General features: G+C 71.7%; 14 protein-coding genes. 8 read left to right on the forward strand and 6 right to left on the reverse strand.

Features of this window, described 5'->3' with window-relative positions; translation table 11 throughout:
- Positions 1 to 109: 109 nt before the first annotated feature.
- The 6 genes from FIV43_RS09000 to FIV43_RS09025 are packed head-to-tail and all read left to right on the forward strand — an operon-like array spanning position 110 to position 7,285.
- On the forward strand, positions 110 to 1,081 hold the full coding sequence (locus FIV43_RS09000) for a glycosyltransferase family 2 protein (protein ID WP_141013856.1): 972 nt from the start codon (positions 110 to 112) through the stop codon (positions 1,079 to 1,081).
- A complete protein-coding gene (locus FIV43_RS09005; protein WP_141013857.1) occupies positions 1,081 to 1,794 on the forward strand; it encodes a class I SAM-dependent methyltransferase in 714 nt (237 codons plus the stop codon). Before FIV43_RS09000 ends, FIV43_RS09005 begins: the two co-directional genes overlap by 1 nt.
- Positions 1,791 to 2,750, forward strand: coding sequence for a lysylphosphatidylglycerol synthase transmembrane domain-containing protein (locus tag FIV43_RS09010; protein WP_141013858.1), 960 nt, complete (start codon positions 1,791 to 1,793; stop codon positions 2,748 to 2,750). The genes FIV43_RS09005 and FIV43_RS09010 overlap by 4 nt, the downstream gene beginning before the upstream one ends.
- Positions 2,734 to 4,056, forward strand: a complete 1,323-nt coding sequence (locus FIV43_RS09015) for a hypothetical protein (RefSeq protein WP_141013859.1) — start codon at positions 2,734 to 2,736, stop codon at positions 4,054 to 4,056. Before FIV43_RS09010 ends, FIV43_RS09015 begins: the two co-directional genes overlap by 17 nt.
- Positions 4,053 to 5,738, forward strand: coding sequence for an ArnT family glycosyltransferase (locus tag FIV43_RS09020; RefSeq protein WP_141013860.1), 1,686 nt, complete (start codon positions 4,053 to 4,055; stop codon positions 5,736 to 5,738). Before FIV43_RS09015 ends, FIV43_RS09020 begins: the two co-directional genes overlap by 4 nt.
- A gap of 35 nt (positions 5,739 to 5,773) precedes the next feature.
- Complete coding sequence (locus tag FIV43_RS09025) at positions 5,774 to 7,285, forward strand: class-II aminoacyl-tRNA synthetase family protein (RefSeq protein WP_141013861.1); 1,512 nt, start codon at positions 5,774 to 5,776, stop codon at positions 7,283 to 7,285.
- Here the strand turns inward: FIV43_RS09025 and FIV43_RS09030 are convergent.
- The 4 genes from FIV43_RS09030 to ctaC form a co-directional block, all read right to left on the reverse strand.
- Positions 7,261 to 8,472: a L,D-transpeptidase gene (locus FIV43_RS09030; protein ID WP_231123866.1), complete on the reverse strand. Its 1,212-nt coding sequence runs from the start codon at positions 8,470 to 8,472 to the stop codon at positions 7,261 to 7,263. The two genes, FIV43_RS09025 and FIV43_RS09030, sit on opposite strands and share 25 nt — an antisense overlap.
- Before the next feature lie 202 nt (positions 8,473 to 8,674).
- Positions 8,675 to 9,091: a cytochrome c oxidase subunit 4 gene (locus tag FIV43_RS09035; RefSeq protein WP_141013862.1), complete on the reverse strand. Its 417-nt coding sequence runs from the start codon at positions 9,089 to 9,091 to the stop codon at positions 8,675 to 8,677.
- Positions 9,088 to 10,842: an aa3-type cytochrome oxidase subunit I gene (gene ctaD / locus FIV43_RS09040; protein WP_456237759.1), complete on the reverse strand. Its 1,755-nt coding sequence runs from the start codon at positions 10,840 to 10,842 to the stop codon at positions 9,088 to 9,090. Before ctaD ends, FIV43_RS09035 begins: the two co-directional genes overlap by 4 nt.
- On the reverse strand, positions 10,839 to 11,708 hold the full coding sequence (ctaC, locus tag FIV43_RS09045; RefSeq protein ID WP_231123867.1) for an aa3-type cytochrome oxidase subunit II: 870 nt from the start codon (positions 11,706 to 11,708) through the stop codon (positions 10,839 to 10,841). Before ctaC ends, ctaD begins: the two co-directional genes overlap by 4 nt.
- Positions 11,709 to 11,815: 107 nt before the next feature.
- On the opposite strand from ctaC, the gene FIV43_RS09050 reads away from it, so the two are divergent.
- Positions 11,816 to 12,964, forward strand: a complete 1,149-nt coding sequence (locus tag FIV43_RS09050) for a cysteine desulfurase family protein (protein WP_231123868.1) — start codon at positions 11,816 to 11,818, stop codon at positions 12,962 to 12,964.
- Positions 12,961 to 13,224, forward strand: a complete 264-nt coding sequence (locus FIV43_RS20935) for a sulfurtransferase TusA family protein (RefSeq protein ID WP_231123869.1) — start codon at positions 12,961 to 12,963, stop codon at positions 13,222 to 13,224. Before FIV43_RS09050 ends, FIV43_RS20935 begins: the two co-directional genes overlap by 4 nt.
- Before the next feature lie 25 nt (positions 13,225 to 13,249).
- On the opposite strand, the gene FIV43_RS09055 is transcribed toward FIV43_RS20935, so the two are convergent.
- Positions 13,250 to 14,185, reverse strand: a complete 936-nt coding sequence (locus tag FIV43_RS09055; protein ID WP_141015843.1) for a carbohydrate kinase family protein — start codon at positions 14,183 to 14,185, stop codon at positions 13,250 to 13,252.
- 502 nt (positions 14,186 to 14,687) lie between these two features.
- The gene (gene erpA / locus FIV43_RS09060) at positions 14,688 to 15,107 is read right to left on the reverse strand and encodes an iron-sulfur cluster insertion protein ErpA (RefSeq protein WP_231123870.1); all 420 of its coding nucleotides are present in this window, start codon (positions 15,105 to 15,107) and stop codon (positions 14,688 to 14,690) included.
- Positions 15,108 to 15,127 lie beyond the last annotated feature (20 nt).

Raw genomic sequence — 15,127 nt, forward strand, 5'->3', positions numbered from 1 at the left:
CGTCCGCCAGGTGTTCGCCGGCCGGTCACCCGAGCGTCCCGTCCGGGTCCGCGCCCCTTCCTAGGCTCCCCGAGACCGAAGAAGCAGCGCACGATGCAGTGAGGCCCGCGTGAAGCTCGTCGTCCAGGTTCCCTGTCTCAACGAGGAGAAGACGCTCCCCCTCGTCCTCTCCTCGATCCCCCACCAGATCCCCGGGATCGACGAGATCGTGGTCGTCGTCATCGACGACGGCTCCAGTGATCGCACCGTCGAGGTGGCACGGTCGTTCGGTGTCACCGAGTTCGTCCGGCACCACCGCAACCAGGGGCTGGCCCGCTCGTTCACCGACGGCGTGGACCACGCCCTGGCGATCGGAGCCGACATCGTGGTCAACACCGACGGCGACAACCAGTACCCGCAGGAGCGGATCGGCGACCTGGTCCAGCCGATCCTGCGCGGCGAGGCCGACATCGTGATCGCGGACCGCCAGGTGGGGCTGATCGACCACTTCTCGCCTGCCAAGAAGGCCCTGCAGCGGTGGGGCAGCCGGGTGGTGAACCTCGCGGCCCGGACCGAGCTGCCCGATGCCGCCAGCGGGTTCCGCGCCTACTCGCGGGAGAGCCTGATCCGGCTCAACACGGTGACCCGCTTCTCCTACTGCATGGAGACGATCATCCAGGCCGGCAACAAGAACCTGGCGATCGCCAGCCTGCCGGTGCTGACCAACGCCAAGACCCGCGAGTCCCGGCTCTTCTCCTCCACCCGGCAGCACGTCTTCCGCTCGGCCGCCGCGATCACCCGCGCCTACATCATGTACCGGCCCTACGTGATCTTCGGCGTGATGGCGGCCCTCTTCGGCGTGCTGGGACTGCTGCCCTACCTCCGCTACGCGGCACTGGCGGCGACCGGGGACGGTGGCGGTCACGTGCAGTCCCTGCTGGTCGGCGCCGCCCTCGTGGTGATGTCCTCGCTCTGCCTGATGCTGGGCATCGTCGCGGACCTGATCCGCACCAACCGCGCACTCATCGAGACCAATCTCGAGCACACCAAGCGCGCCCGCTTCGACATCCTGCGGGTGCCCGACACGGCCGGGGTGCTGTGATGAAGCTGTTCTACGTCCGCGTGCTGCGCGGTGTCGGCACGGTGCTCGACGCCGTCGGGGTGCTCGCGCTCCTCCGCCGCCGCGCTCCCCGCTCCCGCACCGCGACCTGGCTGCTGTCGCTCGTCGCGATCTACGACGTGCGGGGGCTGGCCGACCTCGACGTCCCCTGGTGGACCTTCGACTCCGCGGAACTGGTGGCCGCACACCTGGCGGACCGACCCGGCGCCCGGGTCTTCGAGTGGGGATCCGGCGCCTCCACCCTCTGGCTGGCCGCGCGGGCGGGCTCGGTGCACGCCGTCGAGCACCACGCGGGCTGGGCGCTGCGCCTGGCCCCGCAGCTGCCCGGCAACGTGCACCTGGAGGTGGTCGAGCCGACCAGCGCCCGGCGCCCCACGGTGCCGTCCGCGAAGCCGGGGCACGCGGGGTTGGACTTCGCCGACTACGTGCGCGCGATCGACGAGGTCGACGGCGAGTTCGACGTGGTCGTGATCGACGGACGGGCCCGGGAGGCGTGCCTGGAGCGAGCCCTCGCCCGGGTCGCGCCCGACGGGATCGTCGTCTTCGACAACGTGGACCGCCGCCGCTACCGGGACGCGATCGAGGCCGTCTCGGACCGGGTGTCGACGACGATGACCCGCGGACTGACACCGGCCCTGCCCTATCCCACCCGTACGGCACTGCTGCACCCGTCGGCGGTCGGCACCACCAGGTGAGTCGCGCGCACGCGCTGCTGGGCGCCCGGATCCTCTTCGTCCTGCTCACCGTCGGGTTCGCGTGGTGGGGGTTCGAGGGACGCTGGGCGGAGATCTCCGCCGCCATCGGCCGGACCGGCGTCGCCCGGCTGCTCGGGGCCGCCCTGCTGACCACGGTCGGGCTGGGCCTGACCGGCGTGCTCTGGCGCGGCCTGCTGATCGCACTCGGCACTCCGATCGGCCCACGCGAGGCGGGCGCGGTCTTCTTCGTCGGGCAGCTCGGCAAGTACGTCCCGGGGTCGGTGTGGAGCTTCGCCGCGCAGGCCCAGCTCGGCCGGCGCCACCACGTCCCGGTGCGCTCCAGCGTCACCGCGTCGTCACTGTTCCTGCTGGTCCACACCTTCACCGGGGTCCTGCTCGGGTCCGCGCTGGCCGCGCTCGGCGTGCTACCGACCCCGATCGCCGCGGGCTGGTGGGTGGTCATCGCGGTCGGCAGCGCGGCGGTGCTGTGCCCGCCGGTGGTCCGGCGGCTGGGCGACCGGCTGGCCGGAGAAGGGGTGGCCACGGTCTTCGGGGTACGTGAGCTCGGTCTGGCCGGAGGCCTGATGTGCTGTGTGTGGCTCTGCTACGGAGCCGGCCTCGCGGTGCTCCTGAGCGCGGTCGGACCGGTGCGGCCCGACGACCTCCTGGTCGCGGTCGGCGCCTTCGCCCTGGCCCACGCGGCCGGGGTGCTGCTGGTGCTGGCGCCGGCCGGGCTCGGCGCCCGGGAGGGCGTGTTGATCGCGGTCCTGTCCCCGGCGGTCGGGGTGGGTCCGGCGGCGGCCGCGGCGCTGCTCTCCCGACTGGTGCACGCGATCGCCGACTTCGCGATGGCCGGGCTCGCCGCCCTCGCCGCGCTCCCCCGCGTGCGCCGATCGCCGACCGGCTCCGGATCGTGCACCCGACCCGACGAGGCCCCGCGTGCGGTCGACGCCTGAGGCGAGCGTGACCCGTCCGCGCCGGGTCGGACCCGTCGTCGCGGCGGTGATGGTGGCCTACCTCCTCTTCGTCGGCGCCCGCCTGGCGGTCTTCGCCGCGGACCCGAGCGGCTTCGTCGCGGCCGGCGACCTGGTCACCGACGTCACCGAGGCACCGGCCGGTCTGGTGGTCACCCCGGGGACCAGCGGCTACGACGGTCAGGCCTACTACCGGTTGTCCCGGGCTCCGTGGACCGACCAGGTCACCGAGCACGGCATCGCGTTCACCCGGCCGGCCTACTGGCAGTCCCGGATCGGGTATCCGGCCGTCGTCTGGGTGCTGTCCGCGGGCGGTCGGGCAGCCTTGGTGCCGACGGTGATGCTGGCGGTCAACCTGGTGGCGGTCGCCGCGATCGCGGCGCTCGCGGCGGTGCTGGCCCGCGACCTGGGCCGCAGTCCGTGGTGGGGCGGCGTGCCCGCGCTGTGGGCCGGCTTCCTGGTCGGCGTCGGGCAGGACCTGACCGAGCCGCTGGCCGGAGCGCTGCTGCTCGCCGCGCTCCTCGCACTGCGCCGCGGGCGACCCGCGCCGGCCACGCTGGCGCTCGTCGCCGCCGGACTCACCCGCGAGACCACACTCGTCGTCGCGGTGGCGGTGCTGCTCGCCGCGGCACTCACCCGAGGCGGCGTGCGCCGGGCCGCCGGCGGGAGCGGTACGTCGACCACGGTGTCGAGATCGGTGCCGTCACGACCGGTGGCATCGAGACCGGTGGCATCGAGCTCGGTGCCACCGTGGTGGGTCGGCGCGGTGCCGCTCGCGGTCTGCGCCGGGTGGCGGCTCGTGGTGCGGCAACGCTGGGCGGACGTCGTACCGGAGGCTCCGGGGGACAACGTGCTGCGCCTCCCCCTCGAGGCGCTGCTCGGCTACCTGGGGGCAGCCGCGCAGCGCCCCGGGCCGGAGGCGGCGAACCTGGTGCTGCTCGCGCCGGCCCTGGTCGCGCTGGTCATCGCCGGCACCGGAGTCGCCCGACAGGACGGGCCGCTGCACGAGCGGCTGGCGCTGGCCGGCTACCTGGCACTGCTGGTCTGCCTGCCGGTCTGGGACCGCGGGCAGGCCTACCTGCGCTGGGGGTGCGAGCCGCTGCTGCTGGGGTGGCTGCTGCTCCTCGGTGCGCGCACGGCGCCGGCCGCTGGTCGGCTGCGCGCTCTGGGCGCCCTGTGCGGCGTGGTCTGGCTGCTCACCGCCACGCAGAGTGTCGGCTACCCCCGCGCCGACCCCGGGGGCGGCTCCGGGATCGGCGCCTGGGTCGGGTGGTGGACGTGGTCGTGACCACCCCGGCGTCCGTCGCCGCCACCCACGAGCGACCGAGGCGCCGTCGCCGTGCCTCGTGGCCGCTGGTCTGCATCCTGCTGGTCGCGCTCACGGTCCGCCTGGTCGCGCTGCGGCACGGTCTCCCGCACGCCTACAACGCCGACGAGGAGCTCCACTACGTGCCGCAGGCGACCCGCGCGGCCGACGGCGACTGGTACTCCGGCTACTTCGAGAACCCCAGCGGCTTCACCTACCTCGTGGCCCTCGTCTACCGGGTCGTCTTCGCCGGCCAGGACGTGACCCTGCTGCTCGTCGACGATCCGACCGCCGTCCTCGTGGTCGCGCGCCTGGTCGCAGCGCTGCTCGGCACGGCAGCCGTGGCGGCCGTGTACGCCGCCGGACGCGCCTACGCGGGCCACCGGGTCGGTCTGTGCGCGGCGGCGTTCCTGGGCCTGGCCTACCTGCCCGTCTTCTACAGCCACCAGGCGCTCAACGACGTCCCGACCCTGCTGCCGACCGCGGTCGCGCTGGCGGCCTGCCTGCGCTACCTCGACGGTGGCCGGCGACGGGACCTGCTGCTGGCGGGCGCGGCGGTCGGCCTCGCCGCCGGCATCAAGTACCTGGCGGCGCCGATGGCGCTGGTCGTCGCCGCGGCGGTCCTGATCCGGGTGCGCCGCGAGGACGGCCGGATCTCCCACGCGCTGCTGCCGCTGGCGGCGGCCGGACTGGTCTGCATCGGCGCGCTGCTGCTGCTCAACCCCTTCCTGGCGGTGGAGTTCGACAAGTTCCTGGCCAACTTCACCGGCCAGTCCGCACAGGCTGCGACGGCCAAGCTCGGGCAGACCGGCTCGGCCTGGCTCGGCTATCCGGCCAGCCTGCTCTGGGGCTTCGGCGTCCTGCCGACGGCGCTGGCGGTCGCCGGCGCGGTCCTCGGCTGGCGGGCCGACCGCGGCCGAGCGCTGCTGCTCGTGCTGTTCCCGCTGGTGCTCCTGGTGACGATGTCGGTGCAGGGCCGCTACTTCGGCCGCTGGATGCTCCCGGCCTACCCCGCGCTCGCGGTGCTGGCCGGGTACGGCGCCGTCCGGTCCGCCGACCTGCTGAACGCCCGTTTGCTGAACCGGCGGGTGCTGACCGCACGGCTGCTGACCGGACGGCTGCGGGGCGCACCCGCGGCCCTGGCCGCGGTGATGGTGGTAGGTCTCGCCCAGCCCGCGACCGACGTGCTGCGCAGCGATGTGGTGCTGTCCCGCACCGACACCAGGGAGGCAGCCCTGGTCTGGATGCGTCGGGAGATCCCGGCCGGGCAGCGCCTGGTCCTGGAGCCGGCCTTCCCCGGCTCCTACCGGCGGTCTCTGCGGGACGCGGGGCTGGCCCTGGCGTCGGTGCCGCGGCCGTTCCAGGAGTACGAGCTGCGCCTGCGGCCGAGCCTGGTCGACGGCTACCGGAGCGACGGCTACTGCTGGGTCGTGGTCAGCGGCCACCAGCACGACCGCGGCCTCGCCGCCGGGCTGGCCGACGCCGCCGCCTACTACGCGCACCTGCGCGCCGAGAGCGACCTCGTGTTCCGTGCGACGCCGTTCGCCGACGACTCCTCGACCGACTTCTCCTACGACTTCAGCTTCAACTACTACCCGCCCGCACACCGCCGTCCGGGGCCGGTCGTCGAGATCTACCGCCTCCGCGACTGCGCGGACGCCTGAGACCACCCGGTCGACGTACACGAGAGGGACTGATCGTGCTCACCACCGCCCCGCCCGGCGCCGGACCCCGACTGCTGCAGGTCCGGATCGGCCTCGTCCGGCGGGTTCGCGCCCTGGCCGGACGCGAGCACGCCGTCCCGCTGCTCGCCGCCGTGCTGATCGCTCTCGTCGGGACCCAGATCGCGCTGGTGTTCAAGGTGCCCAGCTGGGGCAACGACGAGCCGGCCCACACCGGGTACGTGGCGGCGCTCGCCGACGGCCGGCTGCCGACGATCGAGTCCGACATCGTCGACGACCCGGCACGCTTCCCGGGGACCGCCGAGGAGTTCCGCGGGTGGGACGAGCCGCACGGCGACATCTGGACGGCCAACCACCCGCCGCTGTTCCACCTGGCCATGGTGCCGGTGTGGTGGCTCGCCTCGGACCACCAGAGCGGCATGATCATCACGATGCGGCTCGCGAACACGCTGGGTTTCGCGGTCTGGATCTTCCTGGTCGGAGCGCTCGCCCGCGAGCTGGTGCCCCGTCGTCCGGCCGTCGCCGCCCTGGCGGTCGTCGTCGCGATGACCCCGACGCTCGTGCTGCGCTCCGCCTTCTTCATCAACGACGGGTGGGCGTCAGCCTCGGGCCTGCTCCTGCTCCTGATGACGATCCGGATGATGCGCGGTCCGGCCACTCCGGGCCGCGTCGCGCTGGCCACCCTGGCCGGCACCCTCGCGGCCGGCACCCGCGCTCAGGGGGTGCTCCTGGTCGCCCTGTGCACCGTGGCGCTGCTGTTCACCCTGGGCCGTCGGCGCGGGTGGAGGGGCGTCGCGGTCGCCGCCACGGTCGGCGGGGTGCCGGCCGCCGCCTTCGGCTGGTTCTTCATCCGCAACCGGATGCTGTACGGCGACTTCACCGGCCAGGACGCACTGCTGGAGAAGTTCGGGCGCTCGCCGGTGGCCGGGTTCGCGCGGATCGACAACATCCCGGGCCTCACCGAGCCGACGCTGACCACCCCGATCGTGCTGGCCGCGGCGCTGGTGCTGGTCCCGCTGGCGGCCGTGTCGGCGCTGCGTCGCCACCGGCTGCGCTGGGACGCCGCCTGGGTGCTGCTCATCGTCCATGCCCTGGTCACGCTGGTCAACGTGGTCACTTTCCTGGCACACGGCGGTGGGTTCCACGACCGCTACCTGATGCAGGTGATGCCGCTGCTGGCCACGGTCACCGCCGTCGGGATGCTGGAGGTCGGGCGGTGGCGACGCCGGGCGGCCCCCGGCACGGTCGCCGCCCAGCGGCGCGACTGGAGGGTCGCCGGCGTCTGGGCGGGGGTGCTCCTGGTCTGGCTGGCCGGCGCGGTGGCGTGGCTCGAGCACTACTACGTGTTCAGCCGCCAGCAGACCTCACCGGTGGACGGGCCGTTCCCCGACCTGCTGGCGGTGCTGGCCGGGCTCGCCGGCCTGGCGCTGTGGTCGTGCTTCCTGCTGCGCGCGCGAGGCGGCGCCGCTGAGGCGGGCGAGCAGCTGCGCCCGCCGGCCCGGCCTCAGAGCGCGGAGCCCGCCTTGTAGTCGGCGTAGCCGATGTTCCAGTCGCCGTAGCCGTTCTCCGGCTCCATCGGGCGGTCGGTGCCGGTGTACTCCACCACGTCGCCGCGCACCGACATCGAGTAGAGCCACCCCGCGTCGGCGGTGCTCATCCCGGTGCAGCCGTGGGACACGTTGGCGTAGCCCTGCGAGCCGACCGACCACGGGGCGGCGTGGATGAACTCACCGGAGCTGGTCAGCCGCATCGCCCACTGCACGTTGTCGATGTCGTAGGACTCCGAGGAGCCCTGCGGGATGCCGACGGTCTCGGAGTTCATCCGCTTGGAGTCGAACTTCTCCATGATCACCTTGGTGCCGGAGCGGGTGGTGAAGCCCTCCTTGCCGGTGGTGATCGGGAAGGTGTTGACCAGCTTGCCGTTGGAGTAGACCTTCATCTGGTGGGTCTGCGCGTTCACCTTGTAGATGTGCGCGTCACCGATGGTGAAGTCGACGACCCGGTCCTCCTGGCCGTAGATCCCGCCGCCGGCGTCCACGCCGTTGACGTCGGCCTCGACGTGCACCTCGGTGCCGGCCTGCCAGTACTTCTTCGGGCGCCAGTGCACCTCGTTGTCGCTGATCCAGTGCCACGTGCCGGCCTGGGCCGGTGTCGAGGTCACGGTCATGTTCTTCTCCATCGCCGCGCGGTCGCTCACCGCGACGTCGAAGCTGACGATCACCGGCATGCCGACGCCGACGGTCTCGCCGTCCAGCGGGGCGACCGACGGGTAGGTCTGCTGATCCAGGGTGAGGGCCTGCGTGGTGAACGACGAGGTACGTCGCGTCCGCTCGCCGCTGGTCGACGCGGCGACCGCCTCCACGGTGTAGTCGACGCCTGGCTCGAGCCGGTCCTCGGCCGCCCAGCGGGCGCCGTCGTCGGAGATCTTGCCGGGGAGCTCGCCTTCGGCGCTGGTCACCTTGACCTTCGTCAGGCGCCCGTTGCTGGCGTCGACCTTCACCACGGTGGAGACCGGCACGTCCGCGGCGCCGCGGGCGACGTTGACCGAGACCTCGGCGGGCTGTGCCTCGGCGGACGGTGAGCCCGAGGCGGTGTCGGTGGCGTCAGCGGCCTCGGAGGCGTCGGAGCTGCCTGCGTCGCAGCCGGCGAAGAGGAGCGCGACGACGGCGAGGGCGGCGGCGCCACGGGAGCGGTGGGCGCGGGAGGTCAGGGACACCCGACGAGGATAACCGCGGCATGGTCATATACCACGCATCCTCGGCCGTCGGGAACGTCACCCCGGTGCGACGCAACCGAACGGGGAGCTGAGACGTCCTCTCCGCGAGGTGGTGGGTCCGCGGACGCCCCCAGAGAACGCCCGGGAAAACCACCGATGCCGCCCCGGAACGGGACGGCATCGGTGAGCAGAGGACCACGCCTCAGTGGGCGTGCTCCCCGCGGTAGTACTCGAAGACCCAGCCGCAGATGGTCAAGGCACCCAGCACGCAGCCGAGGATGAAGAGCCACCAGGCCAGCATCGCGATCGCGAACACGCACAGGCCCAGGGCCAGGGCGCACCAGAACGGCCACCACGAGTAGGGCGGGAAGAAGCCGAGCTCGCCGGCCCCGTCGTAGATCTCGCCGTCCTTACGGTCCTCGGGCCGGGCGTCCATCCGCTTCGCGTGGAAGCCGAGGTAGAGGGTGACCATCGCGCACAGCAGGGTGGTCATCACCAGCGCCGAGGTGCCGGTCCAGTCCGCCCCGCTGTCGCCGGCGTCGGTGATCAGCCAGTAGGCGGGCGAGACCAGGACCAGGAAGATCGTGGTCAGACCGAAGATCCAGGCTTCGATCTTCATCGGGCGTCACCGTCCTTGTTCTTCTCGACCTGCTCGGCCAGGTGCTCGGCGCGGCCGTCGGTGTCCGGCAGGTCCGCGGTCGCACCGACCATCTCGGCCGGGTTGTCGTCCATCTCGATCGCGGCGATCTCCGGGTGGTGCAGGTCGAAGGCCGGCGACTCGGAGCGGATCCGCGGGATCGAGTTGAAATTGTGGCGCGGCGGCGGGCAGCTGGTCGCCCACTCCAGGGAGCGGCCCCAGCCCCACGGGTCGTCCACCCCGACCAGCGGCGCGTTCCGCGACACGTAGACGTTGTAGAAGAACGGCAGCATGGAGGAGGCCAGCACGAACGCGCCGACGGTGGACACCTGGTTGAGCGTGGTGAAGCCGTCACCGGGCAGGTAGTCGGCGTAGCGGCGCGGCATGCCCTCGATGCCCAGCCAGTGCTGCACCAGGAAGGTCAGGTGGAAGCCGATGAAGAGCAGCCAGAAGTGGATCTTGCCGAGGCGCTCGTCGAGCATCCGACCGGTGAGCTTGGGCCACCAGAAGTAGAAGCCGGCGAACATGGCGAAGACCACCGTGCCGAACACCGTGTAGTGGAAGTGGGCCACCACGAAGTAGGAGTCGGAGACGTGGAAGTCCAGCGGCGGGCTGGCCAGGATGATGCCGGTCAGACCACCGAAGAGGAAGGTCGTCAGGAAGCCGATGGACCAGAGCATCGGTGTGTCCATCCGGATGGACCCGCCCCACATCGTGCCGATCCAGTTGAAGAACTTCACGCCGGTCGGGACCGCGATCAGGAACGTCATTCCGGAGAAGAACGGGAGGTTCACCTGGCCTGTGACGAACATGTGGTGCGCCCACACCGCCACCGAGAGGATCGCGATGCCGAGGGTTGCGGCGACCAGACCGACGTAGCCGAAGATCGGCTTGCGGCTGAAGACCGGGAGGATCTCGGAGACGATGCCGAAGAACGGCAGCGCGATGATGTACACCTCTGGATGCCCGAAGAACCAGAACAGGTGTTGCCAGAGGATGGCGCCGCCGTGCGAGGTGTCGAAGACGTGGGCGCCGAGCTGGCGGTCGGCCTCCAGGGAGAGCAGCGCGCCGGCCAGGATCGGGAACGCGATCAGCACCAGGATCGCGGTGATCAGCACCGTCCAGGTGAAGATCGGCATCCGGAACATGGTCATGCCGGGGGCACGCATGCAGACGATCGTGGTGATGAAGTTGACGCCACCGAGGATGGTGCCCAGACCGGCCATCCACAGACCCATGATCCACAGGTCACCGCCGGCACCGGGGCTGTTCACGGAGTCCGAGAGCGGTGTGTAGGCGAACCAGCCGAAGGAGGCCGCACCCTGCGGGGTGAGGAAGCCGGCCGCCGCGATCAGACCGCCGAAGAGGTACAGCCAGTAGCTGAACATGTTCAGACGCGGGAACGCCACGTCCGGCGCGCCGATCTGCAGCGGCATGATCGCGTTGCCGAACCCGAAGAACAGCGGCGTCGCGAAGAGCAGCAGCATGATCGTGCCGTGCATCGTGAAGAGCTGGTTGTACAGCTCCTCGTTCACCAGGTCGCTGCCCGGGTAGGCGAGCTCGGAGCGGATGATCAGTGCCATCACGCCACCGATCACGAACCAGGCCAGCGCGGTGATGAAGTACATGTTGCCGATCAGCTTGTGATCGGTCGTGGTCATCGCACGGACCAGCAGCTTGCCCAGCGGCTTCCGCTCGGGGAAGTCCGCGGAACGGGCGGCGGTGGCAGTCACTCGTGCTCTCCCTCGGTCTCGTTCTCGCCGTTGAGGTACGGCTCCTTGGAGTACTCACCGCCGAGCACGGGCTCCTCGGCCACGTGGTCGGGGTCCTCCGCGAGCTCGGCGAGGTAGGCGTCGTACTCCTCGGCGGTGACGACGTCCACGTTGAACAGCATCCGCGAGTGGTAGGCACCGCAGAGCTCGTAGCACTTGCCGGCGTAGGTGCCGGTCTCGGTGGCCTTGATCTGGAACGAGTTGTCCTCGCCCGGGACGACGTCCATCCGCATCGCGAACGCGGGGATGCCGAAGTTGTGGATCACGTCGGGGCTGTTCAGGTTGAACTGCACCGTCTCGTCCACCGGCATGACCAGGGTCGGGATGTCGTCGCCGTCACCGGAGACGAAGACGGTCTCGTCCTCGTACTCGTGGTTGAACGTCCAGCTCCACTTCTGACCCACCACGTTCACCGTCACGTCGGGCTCGATGTGCTCGAGCGCGATGTTCTGCACGCGGACGGTGTGGGAGAAGAACGCGATCACCATGATGATCGGGAAGATCGTGTAGAAGATCTCGACCGGCAGGTTGTATCGCGTCTGGACCGGGACCTCGTCGTCACGACGACGGCGGAACCAGAAAATCGGACCGAGGATCAGCGTCCAGGTCACGACACCGGTGATCAGGGCCGCGATCCACGCGCCCTGCCACAGGGAAAGGATGTGCTCGCCCTGCTCGGACTTGATCTCCGGCATGCCGAACCGCTCCCACTGGGAGTCGGTGGAGCATCCGGAGAGCGCGAGCGCGAGTACGACGAATCCGGCGAGCGTGAGGGACCGGCGACGCCGGTTACCTCCTCGCGTGCGCTCGGGGTGCCACAAGCCCACGAACGAGCCTTCCTCTCGAGGGTCAGATCTCTGACGAATGCTAGCGGAGGTAGGCCCCGATGGCCCGCGGGGTCGGCGTTTGTCGTTCTGGTCCTAGAGTCGGCGAGGTGCAGCACGACTCGTCAGCAGGGCCCGGCGCGGGCGCGGTGTACCTCGACAGCGCCTCCTCGCTCCCGCTCCACCCGGCGGCCCGCGAGACGCTGCTCGCTGCCCTGGAGCGCGGGTACGCCGACCCACGGCGACTGCACCGGCCCGGACGCGACGCCAGGCTGCTGATCGACAACGCCCGCTCGGCGGTGGCCGAGGCGCTGGGCGCGCACCCGGACGAGGTCGGCTTCACCGGCTCCGGCACCGAAGCGGTGCACCTGGGCCTGTCCGGCCTCGTGCACGCCCGCCGGGGAGCCGGCGGCGGCCCGTCCGGCGTCGTGCACTCCCCCGTCGAGCACTCCTCGGTGCTGCACGCCGTGGACTGGCTGCCCGGCGGTGCCCACCACCGCCTCGACGTGGATCGCACCGGCCGGGTGGACCCCGCCGCGGTGGACGCGGCGGCCCGCCGGCCGGGCGTGACGGCGGTCGCCGTGCAGGCGGCGAACCAGGAGATCGGCACCCGCCAGCCGGTCGACGAGCTCGACCTGCCCGACGAGGTCCCGCTCTTCGTCGACGCCGCGGCTGCAGTCGGTCACGGTCCGCTGCCCGGACGCTGGTCCGCGCTGACGGCCTCGGCGCACAAGTGGGGAGGACCGGCCGGCGTGGGCGTGCTCGCGGTGCGGCGCGGCACCCGTTGGCGCCGCCCCTTCCCCGGGGAGGACACCGTGGAGGGCGACGGCTTCGCCAACGTGCCCGGCGCACTCGCCGCCGCGGCCGCGCTCCAGGCGGTGCGGGCCGAGGAGGCAGCGGTCTGCGCCCGCCAGCACGCGCTGGTGGACCGGCTGCGGGACCGGGTCGCCGCCCTTCCCGACGTCGAGGTGGTGGGTCATCCGAGCGACCGGCTCCCGCACCTGGTGACGTTCTCCTGCCTCTACGTGCCCGGCGACGAGCTGGTCGCCGCCCTGGACCGGCAGGGGTTCGCCGTGGCCAGCGGCTCCGCGTGCACCGCGTCCACCCTGGAGCCCAGCCACGTGCTGGCCGCGATCGGCGCGCTCACCCACGGCAACGTGCGGGTCTCCCTCACCGCGTCGACCAGCGAGGCCGAGGTGGACGCGTTCTGCGCCGCGGTCGCCGACGCCCTCGGACGGCTCCGGGAGGGGCTGCTGTGAGCGGGCTGCCGGAGCCGAGCGCCCGGGCGCCGATCGACCTGGAGCTGGACTGCACCGATCTGCCGTGCCCCCGGCCGATCATCGAGCTCGCCCGAGCGCTGCCCCGGGTCGAGGTGGGCGGTGTGCTCGCCGTGCTCGCCCGCGACCCGGCGGCGCGGCACGACGTGCCGGCCTGGTGCCGGATGCGGGAGCAGGAGTACCTGGGCGAGGAGACGGCCGCGGACGGCACGCCGCGCTACGTCGTACGACGCCGCGGCTGAGGCCGCGCCGGTGACCGGACGCGGGTCAGCCGAGCAGGTGCGGGGTGATCTCGTCGCCGGCCTCGGCGCCGTAGGAGTCACGCACCCGGGCCACGAACGCCTCCGGGGTGAAGGAGTACTCCTGGGTGCCGACGGTCTCGACCACGTAGGCGGCGAGCACGCAGCCCACCTGGGCCGCACGCTCCAGGCCGGTCCCCCAGCTCAGCGCCCCGAGGAAGCCGGCGCGGAACGCGTCGCCCACCCCGGTCGGCTCCACCGCCGGCACGTCCTTGGCGGCAGCGACCTCGATCCGGAGTCCGTCCCGGTCCTGCACGCGCACCCCGTCCTTGCCGAGCGTGGTCACCTGGAATCCGACCCGGTCGAGCACCTCCGCCGCGCTCCACCCGGTCTTCTTCTCGATCACGTGGGACTCGTACTCGTTGGAGAACAGGATCGCCGCGCCGTCGATCAGGTCGCGGATCAGCTCGCCGTCACCGAAGGCGAGCTGCTGGGAGCAGTCGGCGATGAACCGGTAGCCGCGCTGCCGGCACTCCGCCGTGTGCCGCTGCATGGCGTCGGGGTCGTCCGCACCGATCAGCACGTACGCCGGGTCCCCCACCCGGGCCGCGATCGGAGCGAGCTCGATCAGCCGCGCCTCGCTCATCGCGCCGGGGTAGAACGAGGCGAACTGGGCCATCGTGGAGTCGGTGGTGCAGACGAACCGCGCGGTGTGCTTCGCGTCGGAGATGTGGACCGACTCGCAGTCGACGCCGTGCCGCTCCAGCCAGGAGCGGTAGTCGGCGAAGTCCTCGCCCGCTGCGCCCACCAGCACCGGCCGCAGGCCGAGGCGCCCCAGGCCGAAGCACATGTTGGCGGCCACCCCGCCGCGGCGGATCTCCAGGTCGTCGACGAGGAACGAGACCGAGAGCTTGTCCAGCTGGTCCACGACCAGCGAGTCCGAGAACCTCCCGGCGAACGTCATCAGGTGGTCGGTGGCGATGGACCCGGCGATCAGCAGGGCTCCCGGGCGGCCGGTGTCGGAGTGAGTCACGACATCGGAGACTACCGACCGGTACCTCTGGGTCTACCTGGCGGTAACGCCTAGCGTCGTGGCATGACCCAGTACGAGGAGATGGCGCCCCACGCCCAGCTCCGCGCCGACTGCGAGGCGGTCAACCGACGTCTCGCCGTGGCCGAGGCTCGCGCCGTCCGCCCCGCCCCAGCATCCACTTCGACGAGTACCCGCGCGAGGTCCCCAAGCGCGACATCGAGATCTCCGAGGCTGCGCAGCGCCTGGCCAACGCCCTGCACCTGCACCTCGACTGACCCCCGCGCCGAGCGGCCCGACCCTCCCTCCCTCCCCGGGTCGGCCTCCCGCCGATCCACCGGGCCGCACGGAGGTGGGAAACAGAACGAGCGGCCGTCCTCTCGGACGGCCGCTCGTTTGCTGCGCTGACCCTGTCGCGCGGATCGCGCCCGGGGACTCAGTGGAAGGAGTCGCCGCAGGCGCAGGAGCCGGTCGCGTTGGGGTTGTCGATCGTGAAGCCCTGCTTCTCGATGGTGTCGACGAAGTCGATCATCGCGCCGTTGAGGTACGGCACGCTCATCCGGTCGACGACCACCGCGACACCGTCGAAGTCGGTGACGACGTCACCGTCGAGGGTGCGCTCGTCGAAGAACAGCTGGTAGCGAAGACCGGAGCAGCCGCCGGGCTGCACCGAGATCCGCAGCTGGAGGTCGTCGCGACCCTCCTGCTCCAGCAGGCTCTTCACCTTGGTGGCTGCCACCGAGCTGAGGTTGATCTGATCCTCACGGCGGTCCACCTCGACCGGGGCGGCGACCGTGGTGGTCGCGCCGGGGGCCTCGTGGCTGTGGCCGCTGCCGCAGCCGCACTGGTCGCTCATGCTCACTCCCGGTTGTTCGA

Origin of the sequence: Nocardioides sambongensis (assembly GCF_006494815.1) — a bacterium.
Taxonomy (GTDB): Bacteria; Actinomycetota; Actinomycetes; order Propionibacteriales; family Nocardioidaceae; genus Nocardioides; species Nocardioides sambongensis.